Raw genomic sequence first — 23,678 nt, 5'->3', positions numbered from 1 at the left:
GGCGGCGGCCCTGCGCCGTGCTGCGAGTGCCAACACCTCCACTCACCCGTGTCCGACTGTCCCCGGCACTGGTAGGCGGCCTCATCCAATCCGCGAGCGCTCACCCGGATGAGCTGGAGGACCGGCCGGTTCTGTGCTGGTGGGCGCTTGAGGTCAGATCGGCAGACGGTAGTCGAAGTCTCGGTGCAGGTAGAGGCGTTCCTGGAACGTGTCCGCCCACACCTCCACGAGAATCAGGCCGTGGTCGGAGACTTCGGGCAGAGGCACGACCTTGACGCTCTTCACCGCGGGGAGCAGCACCCGGGGGAATCGAAGGAAGTCGATCCGTTGAGGCGGGCCCTGTCGAAGGTTGACCTCGGGGTACATGCTGGCGGTCGGTTCGAGGGCGTCGTCTTGGCTGAGGTGGGTGGCGGCGTACAGGGCGACGTCGTCGATACCAGCCCGGGTGAGGATCTGGTCGGGTTCGGTGTCGTCGTGGACGCCGTCGCGTGTGCGGTGCTCTTGATGGGTGCGGTCGAGCGTGTTCGGCCAGTCCGGACCCGGGGTCTTCTCCTGGGCGGTGGCGCTCTTCGAGTTAAAGTCGCCTGCGGCGATCAGGACTTGATTTTGGTTCTGCCAGGTCGTCATGATCCGGGCCTCGACCGTGCGAACCTCCGGAGAGTGGTAGCAGAGGTGCACTGAGGCGAGCTGGATGGTGGTCAGCGCCTCGCCGTACCGCACGGTCACCGCGGCCGGCGACTGCCACCAGCTCCTGGTCTGCGGCCACTCGCCGACTACCCGGAAGGCGTCCTGGTTGACGAAGACCGCCGGCGGGTTGCTCGGGTCCGAGGGTGCCTGCGGGGCCTGTGGGGCGATGAAGCTCCGCATCCCCAACATGCGCTCGGCTTCGAACCGGAGGAACCCTCCTCGCTGCTCAGAGAAGCTCGTCTCCTGTCGGAACAGCGCGGCGAAAGGGTACTTGGACAGTTCTTCATGGGCGGCGTAGAAGCGGTCGAAGTTGCCGCCGCCGCGACCGTCCGGCGTGAACCCGTCCTTCTCGAGGTTGAAGGTGCCGAACAAGATTGTGGGCCTGGCCATTTGGTGTCCTTCTCAGTGGGATTGGCAAGCCGGGGCGGCGACGGCGAGGACGGCGCGGATCACGCCGTCGTGGGACAGGCCTTGCGGGTAGTTTCCGAGGTGGATTCCCTGGGCGGGGTCGTACTGCTCGGCGAGGAGGCCGAGGTCGCTGCGCACGGCCAGGAGGCGGTCGAGTAGTTCCCGGGCCTCGCCGTTCCTGCCGATGAGGGCGAGGGCTTCGACCATCCAGAACGCGGTGGCGAGGAACGCCCCTTCGTGGCCGGCCAGTCCGTCCACGTTGTCGGCGGCGTCGGCGTGGGTGGGGTAGCGCAAGAGCATGCCGCCACTGGTGGAGAGTTCGCGCTCCACTGCTTCGACGGTGCCGATCACCCGCTTGTCGTCCGGGGGAAGGAAGCCGACGCGGGCGATGTGTAGGAGGGATGCGTCCAGATTCTGGCTGCCGAAGTACTGGGTGAAGGTGTTGCGTTCAGCGTCGTAGCCCTGGGCGCACACCTCGGTGTGGATGGCCTCGGCGGTCGCCGCCAGGCGCAGCAGGGTTTCCTCGTCGGTGGCACCGTGGCGGGACAGCACGCGGACTGCCCGGTCCAGGGCGACCCAGGCCCAGACCAGGGAGGAGACGTAGCGGCGGCGGGTGCCCCGGCTCTCCCACATTCCGTCGTCGGGTTGCTCCCACAGCGCCTCGACGTTGAGGGCGATGGCGAGCAGCAGGCGGTCGGCGTCGGGGCAGGGCGGGATGCCTGCGTCGTCGATCTGCTGGAGCAGGTCTGCGAGTTCGCCGTACACGTCGAGCTGGTGTTGTCCGGCGGCGGCGTTGCCGATCCGCACCGGCGTGGAGCCGCGGTAGCCCCTAAGGTGGGGCAGGGTTTCCTCGGCGGGGACGGGCTCGCCGTTGAGGCCGTACAGGGGTGTGGGGCCGTCCGGGCCGACGTGGGTGGTCAGCCAGTCCCGGTAGGCGGTGGCCTCTTCGGTGTACCCCAGGGACAGGAGGGACTGCATGATCCAGGCGGTGTCGCGTGGCCAGGTGTAGCGGTAGTCCCAGTTGCGTACCCCGCCGATGGGTGCGGGCAGTGAGGTCGTCGGGGCCGCGACCGTCGCGCCGCCGGCGTCGCACAGGCCCTTGAGGGTGAGCGCCGACCGGACGACGGCGTCCCGGTGCTGGCCCTGGTAGGTGCAGGCGGACGCCCACTCGGTCCAGTACCGCTTCGTTGCCTCCAGTGCGGTGCTGTCCGTCATCGGGGTGGGCGCCGGGGCGCCGGTGCGCGTCCACGTCAGGGCGAAGACGACGCTCTGTCCGGAGCGCAGCGGCATGTCGCACGAGGCGGTACCGCCGAGGTTGACGTTGTGGCTCGGGCCGTCCAGCCAGTAGGTGTCGCTGCCGGCTGTCACGCGCAGCCTGGAGGTGCCGTAGTCCACCTGGTGCATCCCGGGGGTCAGGGAGCCGTAGCCGGGGCGGGGGCGGAACTCGGAGCCGAGGCGGACCATGCCGCTGCGGCAGGTGGCGATGCGCACGATCGTCGGCGGCGCGTACCCGGTGGCGTCCGGGCTGGGCAGGAAGTCGACCACCTCCAGCACGCCGCTGCCGGTGTCCCAGACCTGTTCGACGGCAAGGGTGTCGCCGACGTAGCGGCGCTGGCTCACGGGCGGCGTGTTGGTGTATGTCGCCGGGCCGACTCGCCAGAATCCGGCCGCAGGGGTGCCGAGGAGGCTGGCGAAGACCGCGGCGGAGTCGAAGCCCGGCAGGCACAGCCACGTCATCGTGCCGTCGGACCGGGTGAGGGCGGCGGTGCGGGTGTTGCTGAGGAAGGCGTGCTCCTCGATGAGCGGATCGGGCATGGTGGAACTCCTGTGGCGCGGTTGGGTGGTGGGAGTGCGGCCCTAACCCGGACGGCCGCCATGGGTGGTGCGTGATGTGCGGATGCGCAGGAGCGCGGTGTTCTCGCCCCGGAGCGCTCGGCGATCGACGGCGGGCCGCCGTCGGGTAGGGAGAGAGCCGGCCATGGAGTCGGCCGTCCGGGAACTCATCGGACGGCGGGCGGTAGGCGTGCTGTCCTCCAGGCCCGGACGGTGCTGCTGTGGGTCAGCGGACGGCAGGGATCTTCCGCGAGTCGGCCTGTGTGGCGTTCGGGTGGTACGGGGCGCAGGAAGGGCAGTCGGGGGTGCGGGGGTGGGTGACGGGGCCCAGCGGCTGGTCGGCGGGGGCGATGAGGCTGTGCCGCTGGATGGTGCCTGCCGGGTTCGTACTGCGGGTGCCAGTGAGGTGGGTGAGCGCGGCGTGGGCGGCGTAGGAGCCCGCCAGGAGTGCGCTGGTGGAGATGACGGGGTTGCCGAGGGGGCGGGGCAGGGCGGCGGCCAGGACGTCGCCGTGGACGCCGGGCAGTCCGTAGGCGGTGGCGTCGGCGTGGCGCACGCACTCCCAGCACGGGCCGTCGCCGGTGCCGGGCGTGTACAGCGCGGTGCTGATGACGGGGCCGTGGTAGCCGGGGTCGATCCAGGCCCGGGAGGTGGCGAGGGCGGCGCGGTTGGCAGTCAGGCACAGGCCGTCGGGTTCGTCGGCGGCGAGGATCAGCAGGTCGCACCGGCGCATCAGGCGCGTGAACTGCACCTGGCGGGTGATCTGTTCGGGCAGCAGGACGAGGTCGAGGTCGGGGTGGCGTTCCAGCAGTCGTTCGCGGGCGGCGTCGACTTTGTGTCGGCCGAGGTCGGCGCGGGTGTAGAGGAGCTGCCGGTTGAGGTTGGAGTCCTCGACGCGGTCGTGGTCGGCCAGGATCAGGCGGCCGACTCCGGCGGCGGCCAGCGCGGCCGCGGCGGTGGAGCCGACGCCACCGATGCCGACGACGGTCACCGCGCAGCGCGCGAGGGCTTGTTGGATGTCCGCGCCGGTTCGGCGGGGGTTGCGGTCGACCATCTCCCAGTACTGGATACCGCGCCGGTGGAGTCGGACGGTGCCGGCGTTCAGGCGGGCGGCCGGGCCGGGTGGGGTGGCGTCCTGCACGTGCCCGGCGCGGATCAGGTCGAGGAGCAGCAGTCGCACCTGGGCGGCCGGGACGTCCGGGCGCTCGGCGGTGATCGCGTGAACTGCCTGGTCTGCCGTCAGGGTGCCGTCCAGGAGCTGGAGGAGGCGCCAGCGCCAGCCGTAGAGGTCGGGCAGGATGCTCGCGAGGCCGGGTAGCGAGCCGATCTGGATCCGGCCGTCCGGCCGGATCGTGGGCTGGTGCTCGGCGCGCAGTCGCAGGTGGCTCACTGGGGTTCCTCGAGTCGAGGGCGGACCGGGGGCAGGGCGGGCCTGGCACGCTGCCGGGCCCGCCACGGATGGTGCCGGTGGGCTACTGGCCGGAGACGGTGCAGCCCAGCAGCTCGTGGGCGGCGGCCGGGCGCAGCCCGCTGTCCTGCGGCTGCTCGGTGTCCTGCGGGTCGGTGGCCGGGGCGGCGGCGAGGGGGGCGTCCATGAAGGTCCTCCTGGCGGTATCGAAAAGGATGGTGGCGAATTCGCCGACACCTATGAAAGCATTCATCAACTCCCCCCGGAAGAGTTTTCCAGGGATTTAACAGATCACTTTCAATGCCCATTTTCGGGCAGCGCTTAATTCCGGCCCAGGATTATCCTGGACCGGTTTCGAGAAGGGGTTTTTAGCGGTGGCTGATTTCCTTTCCGGTCTGGACGAGCGGCTGGCCGGCTATGCGGAGCTGGTGCCGGCCGCGGAGCTGGTGCCTTCGGTGGAAGAGCTCACACGGCGGCTTCGCGGCATCGCCCGGCGCGAGGCAGGGTTGTGCCGGATGCGGCGTATCGGCACGTCACGTGGGGGTCGGGCGCTGGAGGTGCTGTCGGTCGGGGCGGGGAGGCGGTCCGTGCTGGTGGTCGGCGGACCGCACTCGAACGAACCGGTGGGGTATGCGACCGTCGCGTTCCTGGCCGAGCTGGTAACCGCACGGCCGGAGCTGCGCGACGGTGTTGCCTGGAATTTCCTGCCATGCGTGGACCCCGACGGAGCAGCGCTGAATTCCGAGTGGACGAGCATGCCGCTCGACCTCCACACTGAACACCGCTACTTCTACCGTCCGGCGCTGGCGGAGCAGCCGGAATGGACATTTCCCATTCCCTGGCGGGGCGGGGTCCACCGGTTCGGACTGCCGGAGCAGCAGGCGCTGGCCGACCTGGTGGACGAACTGGAGCCGGCCGCTGTCGTGAGCCTGCACAACGCCGAGTTCGGCTCCCCGTTCTTCGTCGCGAGCCGGGCCGTGCCGGGCCTGGCCGCCCACCTGGCCGCCATCGCCGGACGGCACGGCCTGCCCGTTGGCGACGCCGCGCCGTCGGACGTCGTCGGCTGGCCGGTGCTCGGCCCCGGGGTCTACCGGATGCCGCCGATCGAGGAGTTGACGGTCCGCGACCACGGGCAGCAGGCTCCGGCCTACGGCGAGCACCTGGCCCACCATGCCGCCCGGCACGGCACGCTGACCCTGCTGCCGGAGGTTCCGCGCTGGCACGCCGCTACCCGGTTCGAGGACTCCCCCGCGGTGGCGCTCGCCGTCCTGGCCGAGGCCCTGACGGGTGAGGCCGCCGAGGTGCAGCGGCTGCTGGGGCAGGCCGGCCACCCTGGCGACGTGTTCGCGCGGGCGGCCGCTGATACCGCCGCCGTCGCCGACGCCGTCACCCGCTCCTGGCAGCAGCGCGCCCAGGACGACACCCCGGTTCCGGGCACCGAACTCGCCGAGGCGCACTACGCGCGGGTCATGCTGACACTGCGCTCGGCGGGGATGGCACTGCGCTCCGTGTGTGAGGAGCCGCCCGGCAAGGCCGTCCGGAGCACCCGCGCGCGCCTGGAGAGGCTGCTGTTCGAGCGGGCGCGGCAGTGTGAGCACCAGCTGCGCGCGAGTCCGGTGGGACTGCGGCGCCTGGTGGCGGTGCAGGCCTGCGCCGCGTTGGCGGCCGCCGTTCTCGCTCGGTAGGCCGCAGGCCGGGCGCGGGCGGCCATCAGCCTTCGGCTGCGGCACGCGCGGCAGGGCGTGGTTCACGATGCGCCCCCGGCAGCGCAGAACGGGCAGGGCGGGGTGGTGGCGTCCAGGACCGCAGGCACCACCCCGTGGAGCCGGTAGACCGCCGCCGGGTTCCACTCAGTACGCATCCGGGCGCGGACGGCCGCCAAGTGGTTGGCGACCGTGTTCTGCGAGATCTTCTTGCGGCGGGCGATCCGCTCTCGGGTGCCGCCGTGTGCCAGAGCCTGGAACGAGGCGAGCGCGGTGACGGAGATCGCCGTCTTCAGCACGCCCCGGGGCGGGACCAGCAGTCCCGTCCGGCACGCGATGTCGGTGATCTGCGGCAGCGTGGCCGCCCCGAGCTTCTTCCCCAGCGTGCTGATGTGGGTCCGGACGGCGTAGTCGGACGCACCGGTGCGCTCGATGATCTGCACGACGTTCAAGTCTGCGGCCAGCAGCGCCATCACCTCGCCCTCTTCTTCCGTGAGGTCGGCGTAGTGCCCGCACCGGCGGACCCGGGGCTCCTGCACCACCGGAAGCCGGCGCTCGGGGGCACGCACCGAAGGAGGCGTCTGGTCGTTGTCGGTCATCGCACGGTCCTCGGGAACGGGTCGGCGGTCGAGGGGGACTGGGTGGCGTCAGACGACGGGCAGGATGGGGCCCATCAAGGAGGTGAGGACCCGCTGCTGCATGTCATAGAGCTGGTCGTGCAACTGCAGGACGAGCCGTTCGTCGGTGATCTCCCGGGCCTGGGGGCTCGGCCGGGTCTCGGCCCGCTCCGGCTGCGCGGCGGCGGGCCGCGACCGGCGCGGTGGGCGCGTGGGCGCGTGGTGGCGCAGCCGGAGCCGGTTGAACCCGTTGCGGTCGGGAATCCCGTACCACTCGCACAGCTCGGTGACCGTCGCGCCCAGATAATAGGAGCGCAGGATGTCCGACGCCCGGTCCGTCCAGCCGGTGCCGTCCTGGTGCCCGAGCGGGTCGGCCGCATTCTCCGCCGGCCCGCGGGAGCTGGATCGCATCGTGGTTCCTTCCGGTCTGCGGTTGCCGCAGGGCTTCGTCGTTGGTCTTGCTTGGAGATCGAAGCCGACCGTCCCCAGGGGGCGCAGCGCGACCGCCGGAGCGTGCGCCCAGCCTGGGAACGGTCAGCTTGCGGATCGGCTGCGGGGACAGCCGATCCGCCCCGGTCCGGCCGTTCAAGGGGGGATGAACGACCGGGCCGGGTGCCCGTCGCGGCCTCAGAGCCGCCTTCGGCCGCGACGGGAGTTCAGTGGTCGGTGCGCCGCAGTCGGTCGCGGGCGTGCCGCAGGGCCACGGCCAGGTCGCCCAGGTCGGTCGGCCTGCGCTCGCCGTCCGGGAGCACGAGCCAGCTCCTCCCGGAGACCCGCTGCATGCCGGGCGCCGGCATCGGGACCGTGTCGGGTGGATCACCGTCCGCGGGCCGGCCGATCAGCTCAGTACGCGGCATGTCCCACTGCGCGGCGGCCCGGGTCGTGACCAGGAATTCGACGCACTGGCCGGTGCGGTTGTGCAGCACCGGGCCGACCGGCCTGTCGGCCAGACGCAGGCCCTTCAAGACGGTCATGCCGAGCTGCTCGCCGTTGACGCGCAGGACGTTGAACAGCTCGCCGGTTTCGATGTCGGCGAGCTGGCCTGCCCGCCATCGGTCGACGGCCAGTTCCGGCAACCGGTTGGCGGCGGCCAGCCAGGTCGCTCCCTGGTTGAAGTTGGGGCTCTGCCGGACCCGGCCCCGTCTCGTGTAGACCACGGAGTTCTCCCGTCAGACCGCGACCAGGGTGCGGGCGGACGGCCCCGCCCCGGCGTCGACGGTCTCGGCGGCAGCCACGATGTAGACGACGTCGCCGTGGTTGACGGTGATGGCGTGGGACCGGCTCGCAGCGAGATCGTCGTAGGCCCTGGCCTCGGCGGCCGGGCTGCGCAACCACAGCCCGGGCGTGCTGTCCTCGGGAAGGTCGAGTTCGCCCACCAGCGCCTCGACTCGCGCGCGCAGCACCTTGACCGCCAGTCGGACGCCGTGGGCGCCGCCGCTCCAGATCCGCATCGGCTGGCCGGAGGTGTAGTAGGCGGTGACGGTGCACCAGAACGGTGCGGCTGGTCTCCAGGGCCGTTCGCGGGTGAAGACGCTCAGGGCGGTGGGACGTTCCGCCTCGGTCCGGGTGGGCGCCGACCGGGGTGTGGGGGGCGTTCGGCGGCGAGCCTTGATCGAGAGGCGTCTGAGCAGCGTTCTCATGCGACGCTCCTGAGCAGGGGGCGCGGCAGCACACGGTTGCGACTGACCCCAGTGCTGACCGGCCAAAGCCGCGAGCGCTGAGTCTCACCGGCGAGGATGTCCGTGCGCGCGCCGCTGGCGGCCGCCGAAGTAACGGCTTCCTCAGCGGTCTCGTTGTCGGCGACGGTGGCGGCGATCTCGAACCAGACAATCTTGGCCCGGGGCGGGGCTTCCGGATCCGGAGGCACATCGTGCCACCCAATCTTGTCCATGTACTTCTCGACGAGGAGCAGGCCTCGCCCTCCGGTCACTTCGGTCCCGGCGTTCACGAGGCGGGGCAGTTCCGGTGCCGGGTCAGCCACCCAGATGCGTAGCGTCCCGTCGTCGTGGAGTTGAGCACCGTAGCTGATCCGAAGGGTGTCGTCCTCCGCCTCTCCGCCACAGCCGTAGGCGATGGCGTTGCCGAGGAGTTCGGTGAGGCAGAGCTGCACGTCGGCTGCTATGGCGTCTTCGAGGACGACGCCGAGGTTGTTCAGGTCCCGGATGATCTGCCGCCGGGCCGACCTGACCTCCTCAAATCTCGCAGCGACCACGCGAGTATTAGTCGTGCGCATGACAGTTCCTCCGCGACGGGATGGTGCACGAGCAGTAGAGACTGGATTCCTGAAGTTGCCGAGTTGGGGAGCCGACTTCGTCATCAGCCGATGCGCCGGCGCCTGGAGCCCTCAGCGCCCGCTAGCGCCTTCACCCGAGCCACGTCCCCGCATGCCGTCGCCCGAGACGTGAGCCCTTCCCCGCGGCGCTGCCGGGCTCGAACGGGGCCCACCGCTGTAGAGCGGCTGACCCGGGGTGTCCAGCGCACCCGCGACCAGAAACCACCCGCGGTCGGCCAGGATCGCCGTCAGCCGGTCCCACTCCTCAACGCTGCCTGCCACCATCGACCGTGTCCAGGTCACGATGCCCTTCACCGTGCCACGCGACAGCGCGTCGGAGAGGTCAAGCCAACCGGATCGGTCGTTGAGGTCGGCGAGCGGCCCGGTGTCGGTGAACGTCTCCGCGACAACCCACTCCCGAGCATCCGCGTACTGGCGACACGGGTCCGCGAGAGCACCACCCGCGTCCCCATTGGCGGTTGCGATGTACAGCGCTACCGGGACTCGGCCCGGTGAGCGAGGTGTGTCCGAAGGCATGCGACCACTGTCGCGGAACTGCGACGGTCGGTGAACCTGCGCCCTGTACGACTTCCGGAAGCCGTACAGGGCGGTACTCGCATGGCGCGTACGAGTTCTTCGATTCGTCGTCAACTAGACGCCGGTGGTTGCCTCGTCCGGTGTCATAGCACTGGACCGAGGCGCCTCCAGCTCCAGAAGGCGCGCGACCCTCGAGGCCGTCTCCGGGCCGTCCGCGTGGACCGTGGCGATGCCAAGCAACTCGGCCGGCGGGAGGTTCCTACGGTGGTCGTCCACGAAGATGCACTCGGAGCCGGCCAGGCCCATGCGGTCGAGCGTGCGCTGGTAGATCGCCGGTTCCGGCTTGGCTATCCCCTCATCGCCACTGATCACCCGCACGTCGAACAGATCCCACACCCCGGTCTCCACGTAGGGGTTGTACGGGGCGAGGCCGTAGGAGTTCGACAACAGCGCCACCACGATCCCGGCGTCCCTGGCGGCACGGGCGAGTTCGACCATGGCGGGAACCGCGCGGACCTTCGCGTGCGCGCGCCCCATCAGATTGTCGGGCTCCACGCCCATGATCGCCGCCGTGCCCCGGTTCCACTCCTCCTGGGACATCCGACCGAGCTCCAGCTCCACGTACAGCGCACGGCCGACTGGATCGTCCTCCAGGGTGCTGCGCCAGGTGTCAGCGGGCAGGCCCTCCCGGGCGCACCACGCCCGGGACGACTGGCCGATGGGAGTGGTCATCACTCCCGCGAAGTCGAGGATCAGGCCGCGCAACGTGTTCTCCCGAGGGTCAGGCGAGTCGGACAGTCGGAGAGGTCCCGAGGATCTGGGACAACTTCCGCAGCCGGCTGGTGCTGGCTTGGCCGGCCTTCTGGATGATGATACCTGGGATGGCCTGGTGGCGCGACCACTCGGGGTGGGCGGAGCACACCTCGAGCAGGGTGTCGACGGAGGTGTCCCACTGGCGGGCGTCGCACTGCGCGAGCGCGACGTCGAGCATCATGCGGTTGTGGGCAGCCTGGGTGAGGCCGGTGGGGTCGAATCGTCCCGCGATCTCAAGGGCACGCCCTGCGTTGCCGAGCGCCACGTTGACGCCCACGGCTTGGGCGGCGGCGTAGGCGGGTCCGAACTGCATCCCGTTGCTGTAGACGTCGCGGCCCAGCCGGGCGGCCACGGCGTGGGACTGGGACATCAGATCAGCGGCGCGCGCGGAGTCGCCGAGGCGGGAGGCTGCTACGGCGGCGAAGGTGATGTTCTTGCCGTAGGCGGCGAGGAGCCCGGAGCCCTGCTCCGAGAACGTCGGCTCGTACCGCGCGGCCGCGGCCTCCGCTTCGTGTAGCGCCTGCTCCACCCGGTTATCGCGCAGGAGGACCCTCGCGCGGGCGGACCCGAGCATCGAGACCCGGACCGGGTCAGCGGCAAGTTCCGAGTACCGCATGGCGTGGCCGATGGCCGCGTACGCGAGGTCCCGCGCGCCGAGGAAGTTGGCGATCAGCCCGCACGCGCGGTAGGCGTCGGAAAGCAGAGCGCTCACGGCGGCTTCCTGGCCTGCCGGAGCATGCTTGGCGTAGAGGGCGACCGATCGCAGGAATGGAGCTGCCAGCACTCCGGCGTCCGTGTACGCGCCCCGCCAGTAGACCCGCCAGAGGCGCGACGCGGCTTCGGCGAGGTCGGCCGGGCCGGGGGCGGCGTCTTCGGAGGGGTCGAAAAGGATGCCGGCCGCCGTGTCATGGACGGCGCGGGACAGGTCGCGCAGCATCGCCCGGTCGTTCGGGCTCATGCCCCTACGGGGTGCTTGCTGCCCGAGGATCACCGACACGTCGGTGTGCAGGCCCTCGGCGATCCTCAGCAGGGTCGGGAGGGAGACGTTCCCGCCTTGCTCGAGCTTCCGCAGGGTGTGCAGCGAGACTCCGCTTGCGTTGGCGACATCCTCTTGCGTTCTCTTGCCGCGGAGCATCTTGACCCGCTCGCCTGTCGTGAACTCCGGCCACTGGCTCATACCGCCCACCCCTCCTCTGGTATCTCCTCGGACCGTACCTGCCCCCGACCACTGATGAACCGGGTTCACCACGAGAAGGTCCTACCCGCAAGGCGCATTGACGATCCGCCACCGATCCGCTTGCACGGTCTTGAGTAGCAGCGGTACAGCGGTTAGCGCTAAGCCTCCCGTGCAGGTCAGCCGCAGGAAGTACTTGATCGCGGTTCGGTAAACCGCCCTCCTGGCGCGTAGTTGCCTGCGTACGGTCAGTGGCCGTGCCCGTTGAGTTCTTAACTGATGATCAGGCCGCGTCCTACGGCACCTTCAAGGATGTGCCGACCCGCCCTGAGCTGGAGCGTTTCTTCTTCCTCGATGACGAGGACCGCCTGCTGATCGCGAAACGGCGGGGGGACCACAACCGCCTCGGCTTCGCTCTGCAGATCTGCACTGTCCCACTCGCCCAGCAGCGTCGTCCGCACCCTCACCGCCCAGCTCGCCGAGCTCAAGCAGCGGCACCGCGCCGAAGTCCAGGCCCTGCGGCAAGCCCTCGAAGCCGCGCATAGCGAGAACCTAGAACTGCGACGACGCCTCGGTCCCCGGTCTCACACGGAGCGCGTAATGGGCGAGCTGGGGGAATTGCATAACGGCTTCGAGGAGGAGTTCCGATCCTAGCCGGGAAGGGAGGAGGCACCTTTGACCTCTGATCGTTCATTGATCAGAGGATGGTGGACTGATCTCAGGTGGGGTGCTGCTGGCCGCTGGGAACACTCGACTAGCGACATCCTCGGGAGCCGGAGACAAGCCGAGTATCTCCATCGCGGTGATGGACCTGAGGCGATCCCTGAGTGCGGCGTCATCAATCCGGTCGATCAGAGCAAGCACCTCCTCACGCGTGTGATCCTGGAGCAGTTCCTTGGCAACTCGATCAGCCTCAGCGGTCAAGCGCCGTTGTGATCGTTTTGACTGCAGCGCAAGGGCTCCACCACAAGTCCCGATGAGCACGCCCCCGAGACTAGTCATCAGGGCCGCCGAGGGGCCGGCGGACGGGCCGTGACGTATCAGAGCCAGGACACCACCGCAAAGCAGGATGGTTGCTCCAGCGGCCATAAAGATCAAGCTGAGCAGGGAAAAGCGCGACGCCTCCTTGAGCGCCAGGGCCCGGACCTCAGCAAGGAACACCTGGCGCGGATCTTCACGTGTAGGTGGTGGTGGAGCCGCATGGAACGCGCCCGATCCCAGCTGAACGATTCGGTTGTTGTCGCCAGTAAGGACGAGGCCGCCCGCGTGCTGCCGGATGTCGATGCCGAGCCGTCGCTCGTTGTCCGATTGCTCAGTAACCACATCGTCCTGATCCTCTGACATGAGAGCCCCTCGTAGGTCAGGCCAGCCACTTGGCGAGGTCATTCGCACCAACCGTAGCGACAAGCGGTGGCGGGGGAGGCTGCACGTCCCAAGTTCATCGCATCAGCGTTGGCGACTACCGCTACGACCTTGCTGTGGAGGCGGAGGCACACCCAGAAGAGAATGACTGACCGTCACCAGGGTTCCGTTGCCGGACGCGACCGCAAGCGATCGACCTGCACAAACGTCATGCATCTCTTATTTCACCCCGGATACGCTGTGGAACACCCGCTACTTGGACGCCGCGGTCGAGCAGCTGCGGGCGCTGCCCGCCGAAGCGCGCGAGCACGACGTCCTGGACGAAGACGTCGCCCGCCTCTCGCCCCTCAAGGCCGGGCATCTGAACGTCCTGGGCCGGTACGCCTTCGCCCCCTCCCAGCCCGAGGGCGCCCTGCGCCCGCTGCGTGACCCGGACGCGGTGGACGACGACGACCAGGACGACGAGTAGCCCCGGCGGCCCCACCGAGAGGAACGGGCGGGCCGGCGCGTCGTTGAGCTGGTGCGCTGGCCCGGGCCCGGCCAGCCGCCCGGCATCCGAGCCGGGCTTCCTGCGGCCCGGCTCGTTGACCAGCACGGGGCGGGCCGTTGCCGCCCGCCCCGTGCCCGTCCGGCTGGTGTGCTGCTTACTGCAAGCCGAGCAGGAGGCTGCCGGCGGTGGTCTCCCGCTGCGGGCGGTACAGGAATTCGCGGGCGCTCGCGGCGAGCCCGTGACGACTGACCATGTCCTCGCTGGGAGCATGGGCCCGGTCGAAGGCCTTGTTGGCGACGTGGGCGGGAGCGTCGCTGGTGGCCTGGACCAGGCGTGTGAACTTGTCCAGGTCCAGGTGCCCGCGCTTGTCGGTGTCCGCGAGAAGGAACAGCCAGCCCGAGACGGGCTCGATTGCACGGCCAGAGTCTTCTGCGCCCAAGAGACTCAGCGCCTTGACGAACTGCTCCTTGGACAGGGTGCTGTTGCCCTTGCCGAGGCGGTCGTCGCCAGCGAGGACGCGCTCCATGTTCTTGAAGAACGTTTGGTAGTGCTCTGACCGCATAGGTTCGCCGGGTTGGCGGTGGCACCGTCCGGACCGGTTGGATGTGGGGGACATCCGAGATTCGGGGGAGGCATGGTGGCGGAGCCGGTCAAGGTTCGGAGACTGACCGACCAGGAGGGCCAGCAGTTACAGCGGATTGTGCGGCGCGGCAGTACGAGTTCGGTGCGCTACCGGCGGGCGATGATGCTCCTGGCGTCGGCCGGCGGGAACCGCGTGCCGGTCATCGCCCAGCTGGTAGCGGCCGACGAGGACACGGTGCGCGATGTCATCCATCGCTTCAACGAGATCGGTCTGGCCTGCCTGGACCCTCGTTGGGCGGGAGGCCGTCCCCGCCTGCTCAGTCCTGACGACGAGGACTTCGTCATCCAGACGGCCACCACCCGCCCGGCCAAGCTCGGGCAGCCCTTCACCCGCTGGTCGATCCGCAAGCTCGCCGTCTACCTGCGCAAGGTCCACGGCCGGGTGATCCGCATCGGCCGTGAGGCCCTGCGCTGCCTGCTCGCCCGACGCGGCGTCACCTTCCAGCGCACCAAGACGTGGAAGGAGTCCACCGACCCCGACCGGGACGCCAAGCTCGACCGGATCGAGCACGTCCTGGAACGCTTCCCCGATCGCACGTTCGCGTTCGACGAGTTCGGCCCCCTCGGTATCCGCCCCATCGCAGGCTCCTGCTGGGCCAACGAGGGTCGGCCCGACCGCCTTCCGGCGACTTACCACCGCACCCACGGCGTGACCTACTTCCATGGCTGCTACTCGATAGGCGATGACACCTTGTGGGGCGTCAACCGCCGTCGCAAAGGCACCATCAACAGTCTCGCCGCGCTCCGATCGATCCGGGCTGCCCGCCCGGACGGTGCCCCGGTCTACGTGATCCTGGACAACCTGTCCGCCCACAACGGCAAGAAGATCCGCTGCTGGTCCCGCAACAACAACGTCCACCTGTGCTTCACCCCGACCAATGCCTCCTGGGCGAACCCGATCGAGGCGCATTTCGGACCGCTGCGGCAGTTCACGCTGGCGAACTCGAACCACCCCAACCACACCGTCCAGACCCGCGCGCTGCACGCATACCTCCGTTGGCGCAACGCCAACGCCCGCCACCCCGACGTCCTCACCGCCCAGCGCCGCGAACGTGCCCGCATCCGCAGCGAGAAGGGCATGCGCTGGGGCGGACGAGCACTGGCTACCGCTGCCTGACCAGCTGCCGCCGATACTTCCTCCATGGGAAGCAGCAGGAAGCCGTACTGGCACACGTTCGGGACTCCGAAGACCCTCGTCCTCTACCGCACGCCAGACCGGTGGCGGTTCGCCATCTACTTCGAAGCACCTGGCGGCACCGCCGACGGCGCTCTCGATCATCCCGCGCCCTCAGGCGAGCCCGAGACGGCACAGGCTGCACTCCACCGCAGGGCCGAAGAGCTGACCCACCGACAGCTGGAAGTCTCGTGGCAGCCCACCGATCGACCGGACTGGTGGACCGGAGTTATCACCACGGTCGGACCAGTCTCCGATGTCGATCGCTGAGCCGCCCTCGACAAGCACGCAACAACCCGGTGAACCTATGCGGTCACAGCAGTAGACGTCCTTCAGCGTCTCCGCGCGGGGGTCATCGGCCGCGAGGCTGAATGCCTTGGCGACTCGATCGGCCACACGCTCGTAGTCGGCCAACGTCACGGTTCCACTCTTGTCCGTGTCGATGGTGTCGAAGTACTGCTCATGCCGGGAAACGGTGGCCATCAGGGTGTCCTCTCGATACTCGGGCGGAGCCGGCGGAATGCCGGGAAACAGGTCGCCCGCGACAGATCTATCCGCCAGCCCACCCTCAGACAATGACCGCCAGGGACACAGCCGCGCGCCCACCCATCCGAGTGACACGGCGGCACACGGCAAGCCGGTTCGCGCCCCGGCGTTCGCCCGACTTTCCGCGCCACCGGTCCCGGCACGCCGGTCACGGGATCGGGTACCGCCTACCGCTCACGCAGCAGGCCGATGTACAGGTCAATGACCGGCTGCTCCAAGTCGTCCTGGATGGAGCGCACCACAGCCAGGGCGTGGGCCGCCACCGTCTCAGGTGAGACTCAAGCTGCGACGGCGCTGTGTGACGTGCAGGAGCGGCCCGCGGCTAGGCAGTGGGGGCTGCGGTGCGATCGAATCGCCCAGCCCTGGCGCCTTCAAGGAAGTCCTTCCACTCGGTCCACGCGAAGAGGAGAGGGTCCTTGCCAGGGTTCAAGGTGTCACCCACCCCGACGAGTCCACGGTCGAGGAAGGCGACCTTGACACAGTTGGTGCCACCGCTGCTGGCCGTCAGCCACTCCGCACGTTCGAACTGGTCCCTGACCCACGCCGGATCAAGGAGGTTCTTCTCCTCAGCGGCGACGATGGTGTCAGCGTCAACGAGGGAAACGTGGGGCGCGAAGTCGTGGGTCACAAGAGGTCCTTGGCGATTCGAGCGAGCAGTTCCAGCGATTCCTTCGGCGGCAGGGCATCGGTCTTCAGGTGATCGCTGCAGGTGTGGTAGTCGGTGACGGTTGCAGGGTCGTTGAGGTGAAGGGCGGTCTTCATACCCTCGATGGTGACCGAGTCATGGCCGGTCGGGAACGTCCAGGCCATGAAGGGCCCGTCTGTGCCGGCGTGCGCGCCGCGCGACAGCGGGACGACCTGGATGACGATGTCACGGTGCGCGCGAGCCAGTTCGATGAGATGAAGCACTTGAGCACGGGCTGTAGCCCGACCGCCGACTTCCTGACGAAGCTGAGCCTCGGTGAGTACCGCCCAGATCCGTAGCGGGGTCTTGCGGGACAGCGCGCTGAGGCGGGTGTTCCGCCGTACCGTGATGAAGCGCTCAATGTCCTCGTCACTCTTCCAGGCGCGGCCAGCGACGACTACGGCCCGCTCATAGTCATCGCACTGAAGAAGACCGTGGACGACTACGGGACACCAGATGAACAGGGTGTTGGCGATCTCCAGGTTGACGAGGTAGTCGCCGAGGGGATCGTCTGCGACGCCGGGGTAGCGCTGGTGCCAGTCACGGTCGCGGGCGTTCCGCACCATCTCGCGCCAGGCTTCCTGGACGGCGGGGTCGGCGATCTGGAGGACATCGAAAAAGTGCGGGAGTTGCTGCGGCTTGATCCCCTGCGTACCGTTCTCGATCTTGGAGATGGTGGACGCGGAGCTATACCCGAGTGCGACGGCGGCTTGTTCGACGCTCCAGCCAAGTCGGGTCCGGGCAAGCCGGACTTCGCTCGCAAGGCGGCGTCGCCGCGGTGTCGGCTCGACAGCCACCTTCAGCACCTCCCCCTTCTCTGGGACAGGCTAGCGGTTAGGCAGTAACTCGCATATGCCGGTTCCGCGAAAAGGACAGAGTGTCCTTTCCGACCCTCTTGCCGTTTGCCTGACGTAGCGTCATCATCGGTTCACGGTTGGGAACGGGACCGTGCGCCACCCTGCGGTCGGCAGGCGCCTCCCGTCGCCCCCTCGAACTTCGTTACACCACAGCCCGATTGCCGCCTGTGGGCCCTCAGCCCGGTGCCACGTCCGTCCAGCTCGCGACGGCCCGGGAAGGCCCTTCGCGGACGTTCGGGCAGATGGGAGGCAGCAACATGGACCAAGCCACCGTCTTAACGGCGCTCTCCTCGGGACCGGAGCGCAAGCCCGCGCTCGCGACCTTGGCCAAGGGACCTCGGGCCATCGACTGTCCGGACCTGGGCAGCGGGCGGCTTGTCTTCACACGTCACCAGGAGGTGCGCCACCTGCTTCGGCATCCGGGCTTCGTGTGCGCGCCGACCGCCGCCGGCCTGCTGGACGAGATCAGCCCAGCGCTCCGGCCGGTACTCGAACCGGTTGCATCGTGGGTGCTCTACGCGGACGCCCCGCAGCACCCGCGGTTGCGGGGCCTGCTGGCGAGGGCGTTCGCACCACGCCGGATCGCCGCACTGGAACCGCAGATCGCCACGGTTGCGGACGCGCTGGTGTCCAGGTTCGTGGCGACCGGCGGGGGTGACGCGGTGCACAACATCGCGGAACCCCTGCCGGTCCACACGATCTGCGCGCTTCTCGGCATCCCGGACTGGGACCGGGACCTCGTCAAGGGCTGGTCCGACGACGTCATCCTGCTCACTGAACCTGCGCTCACCGGCGACCAGGAGCAGCGGCTCGCCGCTGCCTGGGCGGGTTTGTGGGACTACTTCACCGGGCTCATCGAGCACCGCCGCGCCCGTGCGGCCGACGACATCGTCTCGGCCCTGGTCGAGGTGGAGGAACAGGGGGAACGCCTCGCGCTGGAGGAGGCGGTGTCCAACCTGATCGCGTTGCTGATCGGCGGCCACGAGACGACGACAGGGCTGATCAGTGCGCTGCTCACCGCGATGGCGGACCACCCGGAGCCGGCAGCGGCGGCGGCAGGCTCAGCGGAGTCCGTCGCCGGATTCGTCGAGGAGGTCCTACGCCTGAACGGCCCGGCGCTGATCACCGCCCGGACGGCTGTCGAGGACTGCGAGGTCTTCGGAGTACCGGTGTCGGCGGGCCGACGGCTTGTGCTGCTCCAAGCATCAGCGAACCGCGACCCCGAGGTGTTCGAGGAACCGCAGGAGTTCCGGCCTGGCCGCCGCCCGAACCCGCACGTCGGCTTCGGCCACGGCCCGCACGCCTGCTTCGGTGCCGCGCTGGCCCGTATGGAGGCCGCCGCCGTGATGCGCTCCGTCCTGCGGCGCGGCTGTCGGCTCCATCTGGAGGACGGGGTGACCTGGAAGCCCTCCCAGGTGATCCGCTCGGCGACCTTCCTGCCGGTGCGGGTCGAGCGGGGAACGAAACGGTGATCCTGACCGGCGAGGCCATCCGGCGGTTCATCGCCCAAGGCCATATCGTCTTCTCCCCCTACGATCCGGCCAGCGTCAACCCCAACTCCATCAACTACCACCTGGGACGCGGGCTGAAGGTCTTCCACGACCGCACCGGCACGTTTGTGGAGACGGAGCTGCCGGACGAGGGCTACGTGCTGGAGCCCCACCGAATGTACCTCGGGCACACCGAGGAGATGATCGGCAGCAGCCTGTTCGCGATGCGGCTGATCGGATGCAGCAGCAACGGCCGCCGCGGGCTGTTCCTCCAGCTCTCGGCTGACCTCGGCCACACCACGTCCTGCCACCACTGGACGCTGGAGATCGTCGCGGCGCTGCCGATCCGGATCTACCCCGGCATGGTCGCCGGCCAGGTGTCTTTCTGGTGCAACACCGGGCTCATCCAGCCGACCTTGGCGACCTACGCCCGCTTCAACCACGCCTGCGAGTCCCAGACGCTGATCGGAGTACCGTCGTGATCCTCACCGGACCCCAGATCGCCCGGGAGGTCGAACAGGGCCGCATCAAGATCGACCCGTTCGACCCCAGCTGCTGCACCACCAACAGCTACGACCTGACGTTGGGCAGCCGCGTGGGCGTCTACCTGGACGACGTCCTCGACCCGAGGCGCGAGCCCGAGGTCGAGTACAGCGAGATCCCGTCGACCGGGTACCTTCTCGAACGCGGCGACTTCGTCCTGGGCCACACTGTCGAACGCTTCGGCAGCGACGCGCTCGTCCCCATCGTGCACGCCAAGTCCGGGTTCGCCCGCCGCGGCACGTTCGTCCACTGCACTGCTGACCTCATCGACCTCGGCTTCTACGGCTGCTCCACCTTGCAGTTGTACGCCACCCTCCCCACGGTCCTGTACCCCGGTATGCCGGTTGCGCAGGTCAGCTGGTGGGAGACCTTCGGCGAGATTGACCAGTTGTACAGCGGCAAGTACCAGGGGGCGGACGGCCCGCTGGCCTCGCGCAGCCACCTCGACGCCTGGGCGGTGGCCGCCCATGGCTGACGACGGCTTCACCCCCATTCAGCTCCGATCCGCCTGCCTGTTCGCCGCCCGGGCCCGCATCGAGGCTGTTCCCGCCTACCCGGGGGCCGAGCCGTACGAGGCCGGCCGAGCCGCCGGGCCCCTCCTTGCCGACTTCGCCCGCCGCATCGAGGACGAGGAACTCGACGGCCTGGTCCTCCAACTCACCGACCCCGGCCTCGGTGCCACCCTCGACGCCCTCACCGCCACCATCCGGGAGACCGTCACCGGCCTGCTCGCCGCGACCGGCGCCGACCCGGCCGCCGAACTCTCGGGCGCGGGTGCCGACGGCTGGTGGCTGCGGCTGGCCGGCATCCGCTGGTTCCTCGTCGTCTTCGCCCCCTGCTATCCCGGCGCCTCCCCGCGCTCCACCCGCGGATCGACCTCCACCTTCCTCCTTCTCCAGCCCGTCCAATCCTTCGACCGGCACGCCACCCCCAAGGGCGCGGTCATCGCGCCCGCCATCCGGGAGCGCATCCGCGACGCCCACTACGCCGCCGGCACCCCCTACGACTCCGACCTTGCCCAAGGGACCACTGAGGCGGCCAAGTTCGTCGCCGTGATCAACCCTGGTGACCCGCCCGTCGCGTGGTGGCGCCCGGGCCCGACCGAACCGGAGACCGCATGACCACCACCGGCCTCTCCACCCTGGCTGACGCCATCGCCGCCACGCACGCCTCCACCGCCCCCACGACGTGGGACGCGCCCACCGATCTGCTCGGCGCCGCCGCCGTGCTGTTCACCACCCACCCCGCCGACGGCGCCGATGAACTCCTGGCAGGCATCGCCCGCCTTCTCAGCCACGGCCCCCACCCCGCCGTCACCCTCCACGCCGGCGCGCCCGCCCGGGGCCCGCGCGAACTCGACATCCTGCACCACGCCCTCGCGACCGCCGCCGGACCCGGCCGACCGCCCTGGCCCCACGGCCCCGCCGACCCCGCCCGGCTGGCCGCCGCCACCCACGCGCTCACCGCCACCATCCCCTGCCGCCTGACCGCCCTACGCGCCGCCGCGGTCCTCCACCTCCTGCACCTGCTTCCCGACACCGACGGCCACCTGCACCGCGACCTGATCCGCCGCACCACCTGGCTCCTCGACCCCCGCACCGATGACCCAACCGCCCTGCTGCTGACCCTCACCGCCCCCAACGACCCGCTCGTCCCCGTCCCTCGAAGCCGCACCCACACCCGCGAACGCCACCCCGAGCCGCTCCCACTCGCCGACTGGGCCCTCTGGCCGGCCCCCGACCAAGTCCTCACCCTGTCCGGGCGCATCACCGCAGTCCGCACTCACAGCCACATCGCCTTCGCCGACCTCGCCTGGGACGGCCACGACGCCCAGCTCGCCTTCGACCCCGCTGCTGTCGCCGACCTGCACGCCGGCGACCTCGTCGCCGTCCGGGGCACCTGCTCCACCAGCCGCACCGGCCGCCCGACCCTGTTCGTCCGCCACCTGGAGCGCCACGAACCCGGCGCCCCACCACCGTTACCGGACGCCGCCCTCCTCACCCCGCTCCTCGGCCCGCTGCGCGCACACCTCGCCACGGGCGGCTTCCGCGAGACGATCAGCCCCGTCCTCACCGACGGCTACTTCGGCGGCTCCGCACGGCCGTTCACCACCTGGGCGCACGCCGTCGGACGCCGCCAGTACCTGCGCGTCACCACCGAACTCGACCTGCTCGCCGTCATCGCGACCGGCACCACCCGCTGCTACGAGATCGGCCCGAGTTTCCGCAACGAAGGCCAACGCGGCCGTCCCGCCGTCGAATTCGTGATGCTGGAGGCGTACGCCGCCGACCTCGACCTCGACCAGGCCACCGCCTACCTCGCCGACCTCGTCACCGCCACGACCGGCCTCAACGCCCCGCTGACCCACCAAAGCTTCGACGACGCCTTCCGCGAGATCACCGGCATCGACTCGACCGACACCACCGCCGTCCGGGCCCTGGCCGCCAAGCGAACCCCGTACACCGCCGAGCACACCGACGACCCCGACCGCCTCGCCCGGCGCCTGTGGCGCCACAGCGTCCGCCAGCAACTGCGAGGCCTGACCGCGATCACCGACATCCCCGGCCCCGCCTCACCCCTGATCGCCGGCACCGGCCGCCAGGCACAGCGCATCTGGCTCTACGCCGACGGCCTCGAACTCGCCGAGATCGCCGCCAACGAACGCGATGCCGCCCGCCTGGCCCGCTCCTTCACTGCCCAGTTCGCGGCCGACCGTCACCTCGCCCACCGCACCTACCAGCAAATCATCGACCTGTACGACTGCGGACTTCCCCCGTGCGTCGGCCTCGGCATGAGCGTCACCCGCCTGGCCAGCCTCCGCCCCGTCCCCGTCCCCGTGCCAGCTCAGCGCCGAAGCCCTGTGTTCCGAACCGCAGAGAGGACTCCATGGCCACCACGCCCACCTGGCCCCTGCCCACGGTACCCAGGTCCGCCGACGCCGTGCGGGCCGCAAGCTACCCCGACTTCGTCGCCATGATCAACCAGACCAACGTGATGCCCGGCGCCCACACCACGCTCAGCACCTGGGCCCTGCACTCCCGCCTCGCCCCGCAGCACCGCCTCCTCGACGTCGCCTGCACCACCGGCTTCACCTCGCGCGAGCTCGCCCGCCTCACCGGCTGCGCCGCCACCGGCTTCGACCTCAGCCACGACTCGGTCAACCTCGCCCGCTACAACTACCGCCTCCTCGACCCCACCCTCCGCCTCACCTACCACCAGGCCGACGGCACCACCTACCGGCCCGACCACACCTACAGCCACATCGCCGTCGGCGCCGCCCTCGGCTTCTTCCCCGACCCGCCCGCCATGGCGAACCGGCTTCTCGGCTTCCTCTACGACGGCGGATACGTCCTCGCCGCACCGTTCTGGGCCCCCGAGCCCCTGCCCGACCACGCCGCCGCCGTCCGCCGCGACGTCTTCGGCATCACCAGCCCCATGGAGACCCGCGACCAGGCCCTCGCCCTCTTCGCCGGCCTCGACGTCCTCCACCAGGCCGACCACACCCTCACCCCCGAACCCACCGACGCCATCGAGCACTACTGCCGCTCCACCATTGACCGAGCCTGCACCCAGAGCGGCAACACCGACCCCGCCGTCCGCACCGCCATGACCGACCGCCTGCGCGAGATCAAGCACGCCACCAACACGTTGCGCGCCCATCAGCGCTACACCGTGCTCGTCCTGCGCTACGACGTGGGCGCCTACCCGGACCGCTACGTCGAACTCTTCTGACCACCCAGCGAAAGGCACCACACCCGAGTGATCGTCTTCGTCAACGGCCCATTCGGCGTCGGCAAGAGCACCACCACGGGCCTGCTCGCCGAACGCCTGCCCCAGGCCCTGGTCATCAACCCCGAGGCCATCGGCCACATGCTCTGGGCCCAACTCCCGGAACCCCTGCGTACCGAGGAGTTCGAGCTGGAACCGGTCTGGCCGCCGCTCACCCACTGCATGCTCGACCAGGCCGCCCGCGCCTACGGGCGCCCGATCATCGTCCCCATGACCGTCGCCCGCCGCAAAGTCTTCGACCGGATCGTCCAGCCCCTGCGCGACGCCGGCCACGACGTCCGGCACTTCACCCTGCTCGCCACGGCCGCCACCATCCGCGAACGCCTGCGCGAACGCGGCGAAGGCCCCGACAAGTGGGGACCGCTCAGCTGGGAGGGCAACCAGGTCGAACGCTGCCTCGACGCCCTGCGCCAGCCCGCCTTCGCCGACCACATCGACACCGAGGACCGCCCAGCCACCGAGATCGCCGACGTGATCCTCACCCGCACAGGACTCCACGCAACGGCCTGACACAACACCGAGGGCCGGGGCGGGGGCCGGGGGGGCGGCCCCCCCCCCCCCCGCGGGCGCCCCCCCGCCCGGGGGGGGGCCCCCCCGCGGGCGCCCCCCCCCCCCCCCCGGGCGGGCCGCCCCCCGGCCGGGGCCCCC

The 23,678-nt window shown here is 69.9% G+C and carries 25 protein-coding genes and 3 pseudogenes; 12 read left to right on the top strand and 16 right to left on the bottom strand.

Annotated features, from left to right (window positions below):
* Nucleotides 1–153: 153 nt before the first annotated feature.
* From ACIOGZ_RS03780 to ACIOGZ_RS03765, 4 genes are all read right to left on the bottom strand, one after another.
* On the bottom strand, nucleotides 154–1,077 hold the full coding sequence (locus ACIOGZ_RS03780; protein ID WP_400984693.1) for a hypothetical protein: 924 nt from the start codon (nucleotides 1,075–1,077) through the stop codon (nucleotides 154–156).
* 12 nt (nucleotides 1,078–1,089) lie between these two features.
* A complete protein-coding gene (locus tag ACIOGZ_RS03775; protein WP_400984691.1) occupies nucleotides 1,090–2,910 on the bottom strand; it encodes a glycoside hydrolase family 15 protein in 1,821 nt (606 codons plus the stop codon).
* 244 nt (nucleotides 2,911–3,154) lie between these two features.
* Nucleotides 3,155–4,318 carry a ThiF family adenylyltransferase gene (locus tag ACIOGZ_RS03770; protein ID WP_363629036.1) on the bottom strand — a complete coding sequence of 388 codons (1,164 nt, stop codon included), beginning with the start codon at nucleotides 4,316–4,318 and terminating at the stop codon, nucleotides 3,155–3,157.
* 82 nt (nucleotides 4,319–4,400) lie between these two features.
* Nucleotides 4,401–4,523, bottom strand: coding sequence for a hypothetical protein (locus tag ACIOGZ_RS03765; protein ID WP_363629038.1), 123 nt, complete (start codon nucleotides 4,521–4,523; stop codon nucleotides 4,401–4,403).
* 187 nt (nucleotides 4,524–4,710) lie between these two features.
* On the opposite strand from ACIOGZ_RS03765, the pseudogene ACIOGZ_RS03760 reads away from it, so the two are divergent.
* A pseudogene (locus tag ACIOGZ_RS03760) lies at nucleotides 4,711–5,070 on the top strand (M14 family zinc carboxypeptidase); the annotation flags it as partial.
* Between the two features lie 21 nt (nucleotides 5,071–5,091).
* Nucleotides 5,092–6,021, top strand: a complete 930-nt coding sequence (locus tag ACIOGZ_RS03755; RefSeq protein ID WP_363629159.1) for a hypothetical protein — start codon at nucleotides 5,092–5,094, stop codon at nucleotides 6,019–6,021.
* 62 nt (nucleotides 6,022–6,083) lie between these two features.
* Here ACIOGZ_RS03755 and ACIOGZ_RS03750 read toward each other — a convergent pair whose 3' ends face one another.
* The 7 genes from ACIOGZ_RS03750 to ACIOGZ_RS03720 form a co-directional block, all read right to left on the bottom strand.
* Nucleotides 6,084–6,638: a LuxR C-terminal-related transcriptional regulator gene (locus ACIOGZ_RS03750; protein WP_363629040.1), complete on the bottom strand. Its 555-nt coding sequence runs from the start codon at nucleotides 6,636–6,638 to the stop codon at nucleotides 6,084–6,086.
* A gap of 48 nt (nucleotides 6,639–6,686) precedes the next feature.
* Nucleotides 6,687–7,067, bottom strand: coding sequence for a hypothetical protein (locus ACIOGZ_RS03745; protein ID WP_363629042.1), 381 nt, complete (start codon nucleotides 7,065–7,067; stop codon nucleotides 6,687–6,689).
* 245 nt (nucleotides 7,068–7,312) lie between these two features.
* Entirely contained in the window at nucleotides 7,313–7,813 is a 501-nt protein-coding gene (locus ACIOGZ_RS03740; protein WP_363629044.1) for a hypothetical protein, read from the bottom strand.
* A gap of 12 nt (nucleotides 7,814–7,825) precedes the next feature.
* The gene (locus tag ACIOGZ_RS03735; protein ID WP_363629045.1) at nucleotides 7,826–8,296 is read right to left on the bottom strand and encodes a hypothetical protein; all 471 of its coding nucleotides are present in this window, start codon (nucleotides 8,294–8,296) and stop codon (nucleotides 7,826–7,828) included.
* Nucleotides 8,293–8,889 (bottom strand): ATP-binding protein, encoded by a 597-nt coding sequence (locus tag ACIOGZ_RS03730; protein WP_363629046.1) that lies wholly within the window; start codon nucleotides 8,887–8,889, stop codon nucleotides 8,293–8,295. The genes ACIOGZ_RS03735 and ACIOGZ_RS03730 overlap by 4 nt, the downstream gene beginning before the upstream one ends.
* Nucleotides 8,890–9,579: 690 nt before the next feature.
* Complete coding sequence (locus ACIOGZ_RS03725; protein ID WP_363629049.1) at nucleotides 9,580–10,230, bottom strand: HAD family phosphatase; 651 nt, start codon at nucleotides 10,228–10,230, stop codon at nucleotides 9,580–9,582.
* A 16-nt stretch (nucleotides 10,231–10,246) separates the two neighbouring features.
* On the bottom strand, nucleotides 10,247–11,455 hold the full coding sequence (locus ACIOGZ_RS03720; RefSeq protein ID WP_400984685.1) for a helix-turn-helix domain-containing protein: 1,209 nt from the start codon (nucleotides 11,453–11,455) through the stop codon (nucleotides 10,247–10,249).
* A gap of 254 nt (nucleotides 11,456–11,709) precedes the next feature.
* Here ACIOGZ_RS03720 and ACIOGZ_RS03715 point away from each other — a divergent pair.
* A pseudogene (locus ACIOGZ_RS03715) lies at nucleotides 11,710–11,886 on the top strand (DUF4158 domain-containing protein); the annotation flags it as partial.
* Between the two features lie 256 nt (nucleotides 11,887–12,142).
* Here the strand turns inward: ACIOGZ_RS03715 and ACIOGZ_RS03710 are convergent.
* Nucleotides 12,143–12,796, bottom strand: a complete 654-nt coding sequence (locus ACIOGZ_RS03710) for a hypothetical protein (RefSeq protein WP_363629051.1) — start codon at nucleotides 12,794–12,796, stop codon at nucleotides 12,143–12,145.
* 256 nt (nucleotides 12,797–13,052) lie between these two features.
* Here ACIOGZ_RS03710 and ACIOGZ_RS03705 point away from each other — a divergent pair.
* A pseudogene (locus tag ACIOGZ_RS03705) lies at nucleotides 13,053–13,283 on the top strand (Tn3 family transposase); the annotation flags it as partial.
* A 175-nt stretch (nucleotides 13,284–13,458) separates the two neighbouring features.
* Here ACIOGZ_RS03705 and ACIOGZ_RS03700 read toward each other — a convergent pair.
* The gene (locus tag ACIOGZ_RS03700) at nucleotides 13,459–13,830 is read right to left on the bottom strand and encodes a hypothetical protein (RefSeq protein WP_363629053.1); all 372 of its coding nucleotides are present in this window, start codon (nucleotides 13,828–13,830) and stop codon (nucleotides 13,459–13,461) included.
* 111 nt (nucleotides 13,831–13,941) lie between these two features.
* Between ACIOGZ_RS03700 and ACIOGZ_RS03695 the strand changes: the two genes are divergently transcribed.
* The gene (locus ACIOGZ_RS03695; protein ID WP_363629157.1) at nucleotides 13,942–15,063 is read left to right on the top strand and encodes an IS630 family transposase; all 1,122 of its coding nucleotides are present in this window, start codon (nucleotides 13,942–13,944) and stop codon (nucleotides 15,061–15,063) included.
* A gap of 171 nt (nucleotides 15,064–15,234) precedes the next feature.
* Here ACIOGZ_RS03695 and ACIOGZ_RS03690 read toward each other — a convergent pair whose 3' ends face one another.
* The 3 genes from ACIOGZ_RS03690 to ACIOGZ_RS03680 all read right to left on the bottom strand — a co-directional run bounded on the left by ACIOGZ_RS03690 (nucleotide 15,235) and on the right by ACIOGZ_RS03680 (nucleotide 17,157).
* Nucleotides 15,235–15,603 (bottom strand): hypothetical protein, encoded by a 369-nt coding sequence (locus ACIOGZ_RS03690; protein WP_363629054.1) that lies wholly within the window; start codon nucleotides 15,601–15,603, stop codon nucleotides 15,235–15,237.
* A gap of 385 nt (nucleotides 15,604–15,988) precedes the next feature.
* Complete coding sequence (locus tag ACIOGZ_RS03685) at nucleotides 15,989–16,294, bottom strand: DUF397 domain-containing protein (RefSeq protein WP_363629056.1); 306 nt, start codon at nucleotides 16,292–16,294, stop codon at nucleotides 15,989–15,991.
* Nucleotides 16,291–17,157, bottom strand: coding sequence for a helix-turn-helix transcriptional regulator (locus ACIOGZ_RS03680; RefSeq protein WP_363629057.1), 867 nt, complete (start codon nucleotides 17,155–17,157; stop codon nucleotides 16,291–16,293). The genes ACIOGZ_RS03685 and ACIOGZ_RS03680 overlap by 4 nt, the downstream gene beginning before the upstream one ends.
* Nucleotides 17,158–17,465: 308 nt before the next feature.
* On the opposite strand from ACIOGZ_RS03680, the gene ACIOGZ_RS03675 reads away from it, so the two are divergent.
* From ACIOGZ_RS03675 to ACIOGZ_RS03645, 7 genes are read left to right on the top strand one after another with little or no spacing between them, the layout of a single operon-like run.
* Nucleotides 17,466–18,680 carry a cytochrome P450 gene (locus ACIOGZ_RS03675; RefSeq protein WP_363629059.1) on the top strand — a complete coding sequence of 405 codons (1,215 nt, stop codon included), beginning with the start codon at nucleotides 17,466–17,468 and terminating at the stop codon, nucleotides 18,678–18,680.
* Nucleotides 18,677–19,180, top strand: coding sequence for a dCTP deaminase domain-containing protein (locus tag ACIOGZ_RS03670; RefSeq protein ID WP_363629060.1), 504 nt, complete (start codon nucleotides 18,677–18,679; stop codon nucleotides 19,178–19,180). Before ACIOGZ_RS03675 ends, ACIOGZ_RS03670 begins: the two co-directional genes overlap by 4 nt.
* Complete coding sequence (gene dcd, locus ACIOGZ_RS03665; protein ID WP_363629061.1) at nucleotides 19,177–19,716, top strand: dCTP deaminase; 540 nt, start codon at nucleotides 19,177–19,179, stop codon at nucleotides 19,714–19,716. The genes ACIOGZ_RS03670 and dcd overlap by 4 nt, the downstream gene beginning before the upstream one ends.
* Nucleotides 19,709–20,362, top strand: a complete 654-nt coding sequence (locus tag ACIOGZ_RS03660; RefSeq protein WP_363629062.1) for a hypothetical protein — start codon at nucleotides 19,709–19,711, stop codon at nucleotides 20,360–20,362. Before dcd ends, ACIOGZ_RS03660 begins: the two co-directional genes overlap by 8 nt.
* Nucleotides 20,359–22,218, top strand: a complete 1,860-nt coding sequence (locus tag ACIOGZ_RS03655; RefSeq protein WP_363629064.1) for an amino acid--tRNA ligase-related protein — start codon at nucleotides 20,359–20,361, stop codon at nucleotides 22,216–22,218. The genes ACIOGZ_RS03660 and ACIOGZ_RS03655 overlap by 4 nt, the downstream gene beginning before the upstream one ends.
* Nucleotides 22,182–22,973, top strand: coding sequence for a class I SAM-dependent methyltransferase (locus ACIOGZ_RS03650; protein WP_363629065.1), 792 nt, complete (start codon nucleotides 22,182–22,184; stop codon nucleotides 22,971–22,973). Before ACIOGZ_RS03655 ends, ACIOGZ_RS03650 begins: the two co-directional genes overlap by 37 nt.
* A 27-nt stretch (nucleotides 22,974–23,000) precedes the next feature.
* Nucleotides 23,001–23,540 (top strand): AAA family ATPase, encoded by a 540-nt coding sequence (locus ACIOGZ_RS03645; protein WP_363629067.1) that lies wholly within the window; start codon nucleotides 23,001–23,003, stop codon nucleotides 23,538–23,540.
* The last annotated feature ends 138 nt before the right edge of the window (nucleotides 23,541–23,678 follow it).

Source organism: Kitasatospora sp. NPDC088160, assembly GCF_044741445.1.
Taxonomy (GTDB): Bacteria; Actinomycetota; Actinomycetes; order Streptomycetales; family Streptomycetaceae; genus Kitasatospora.
The sequence above is the reverse complement of the archived record's forward strand: the minus strand, read 5'-3'. Positions and strand labels throughout refer to the sequence as shown.

Excerpts from the sequence above, each read along its gene's own strand:
- ACIOGZ_RS03750 (WP_363629040.1), bottom strand. The coding sequence starts at position 6,638 with ATGACCGACAACGACCAGACGCCTCCTTCGGTGCGTGCCCCCGAGCGC.
- ACIOGZ_RS03765 (WP_363629038.1), bottom strand. The coding sequence starts at position 4,523 with ATGGACGCCCCCCTCGCCGCCGCCCCGGCCACCGACCCGCAGGACACC.
- ACIOGZ_RS03690 (WP_363629054.1), bottom strand. The coding sequence starts at position 15,603 with ATGGCCACCGTTTCCCGGCATGAGCAGTACTTCGACACCATCGACACG.
- ACIOGZ_RS03710 (WP_363629051.1), bottom strand. The coding sequence starts at position 12,796 with ATGTCAGAGGATCAGGACGATGTGGTTACTGAGCAATCGGACAACGAG.
- ACIOGZ_RS03675 (WP_363629059.1), top strand. The coding sequence starts at position 17,466 with ATGGACCAAGCCACCGTCTTAACGGCGCTCTCCTCGGGACCGGAGCGC.
- ACIOGZ_RS03745 (WP_363629042.1), bottom strand. The coding sequence starts at position 7,067 with ATGCGATCCAGCTCCCGCGGGCCGGCGGAGAATGCGGCCGACCCGCTC.
- ACIOGZ_RS03655 (WP_363629064.1), top strand. The coding sequence starts at position 20,359 with ATGACCACCACCGGCCTCTCCACCCTGGCTGACGCCATCGCCGCCACG.
- ACIOGZ_RS03720 (WP_400984685.1), bottom strand. The coding sequence starts at position 11,455 with ATGAGCCAGTGGCCGGAGTTCACGACAGGCGAGCGGGTCAAGATGCTC.
- ACIOGZ_RS03700 (WP_363629053.1), bottom strand. The coding sequence starts at position 13,830 with ATGGAGCGCGTCCTCGCTGGCGACGACCGCCTCGGCAAGGGCAACAGC.
- ACIOGZ_RS03775 (WP_400984691.1), bottom strand. The coding sequence starts at position 2,910 with ATGCCCGATCCGCTCATCGAGGAGCACGCCTTCCTCAGCAACACCCGC.
- ACIOGZ_RS03780 (WP_400984693.1), bottom strand. The coding sequence starts at position 1,077 with ATGGCCAGGCCCACAATCTTGTTCGGCACCTTCAACCTCGAGAAGGAC.
- ACIOGZ_RS03735 (WP_363629045.1), bottom strand. The coding sequence starts at position 8,296 with ATGAGAACGCTGCTCAGACGCCTCTCGATCAAGGCTCGCCGCCGAACG.
- ACIOGZ_RS03660 (WP_363629062.1), top strand. The coding sequence starts at position 19,709 with ATGGCTGACGACGGCTTCACCCCCATTCAGCTCCGATCCGCCTGCCTG.
- ACIOGZ_RS03755 (WP_363629159.1), top strand. The coding sequence starts at position 5,092 with ATGCCGCTCGACCTCCACACTGAACACCGCTACTTCTACCGTCCGGCG.
- ACIOGZ_RS03730 (WP_363629046.1), bottom strand. The coding sequence starts at position 8,889 with ATGCGCACGACTAATACTCGCGTGGTCGCTGCGAGATTTGAGGAGGTC.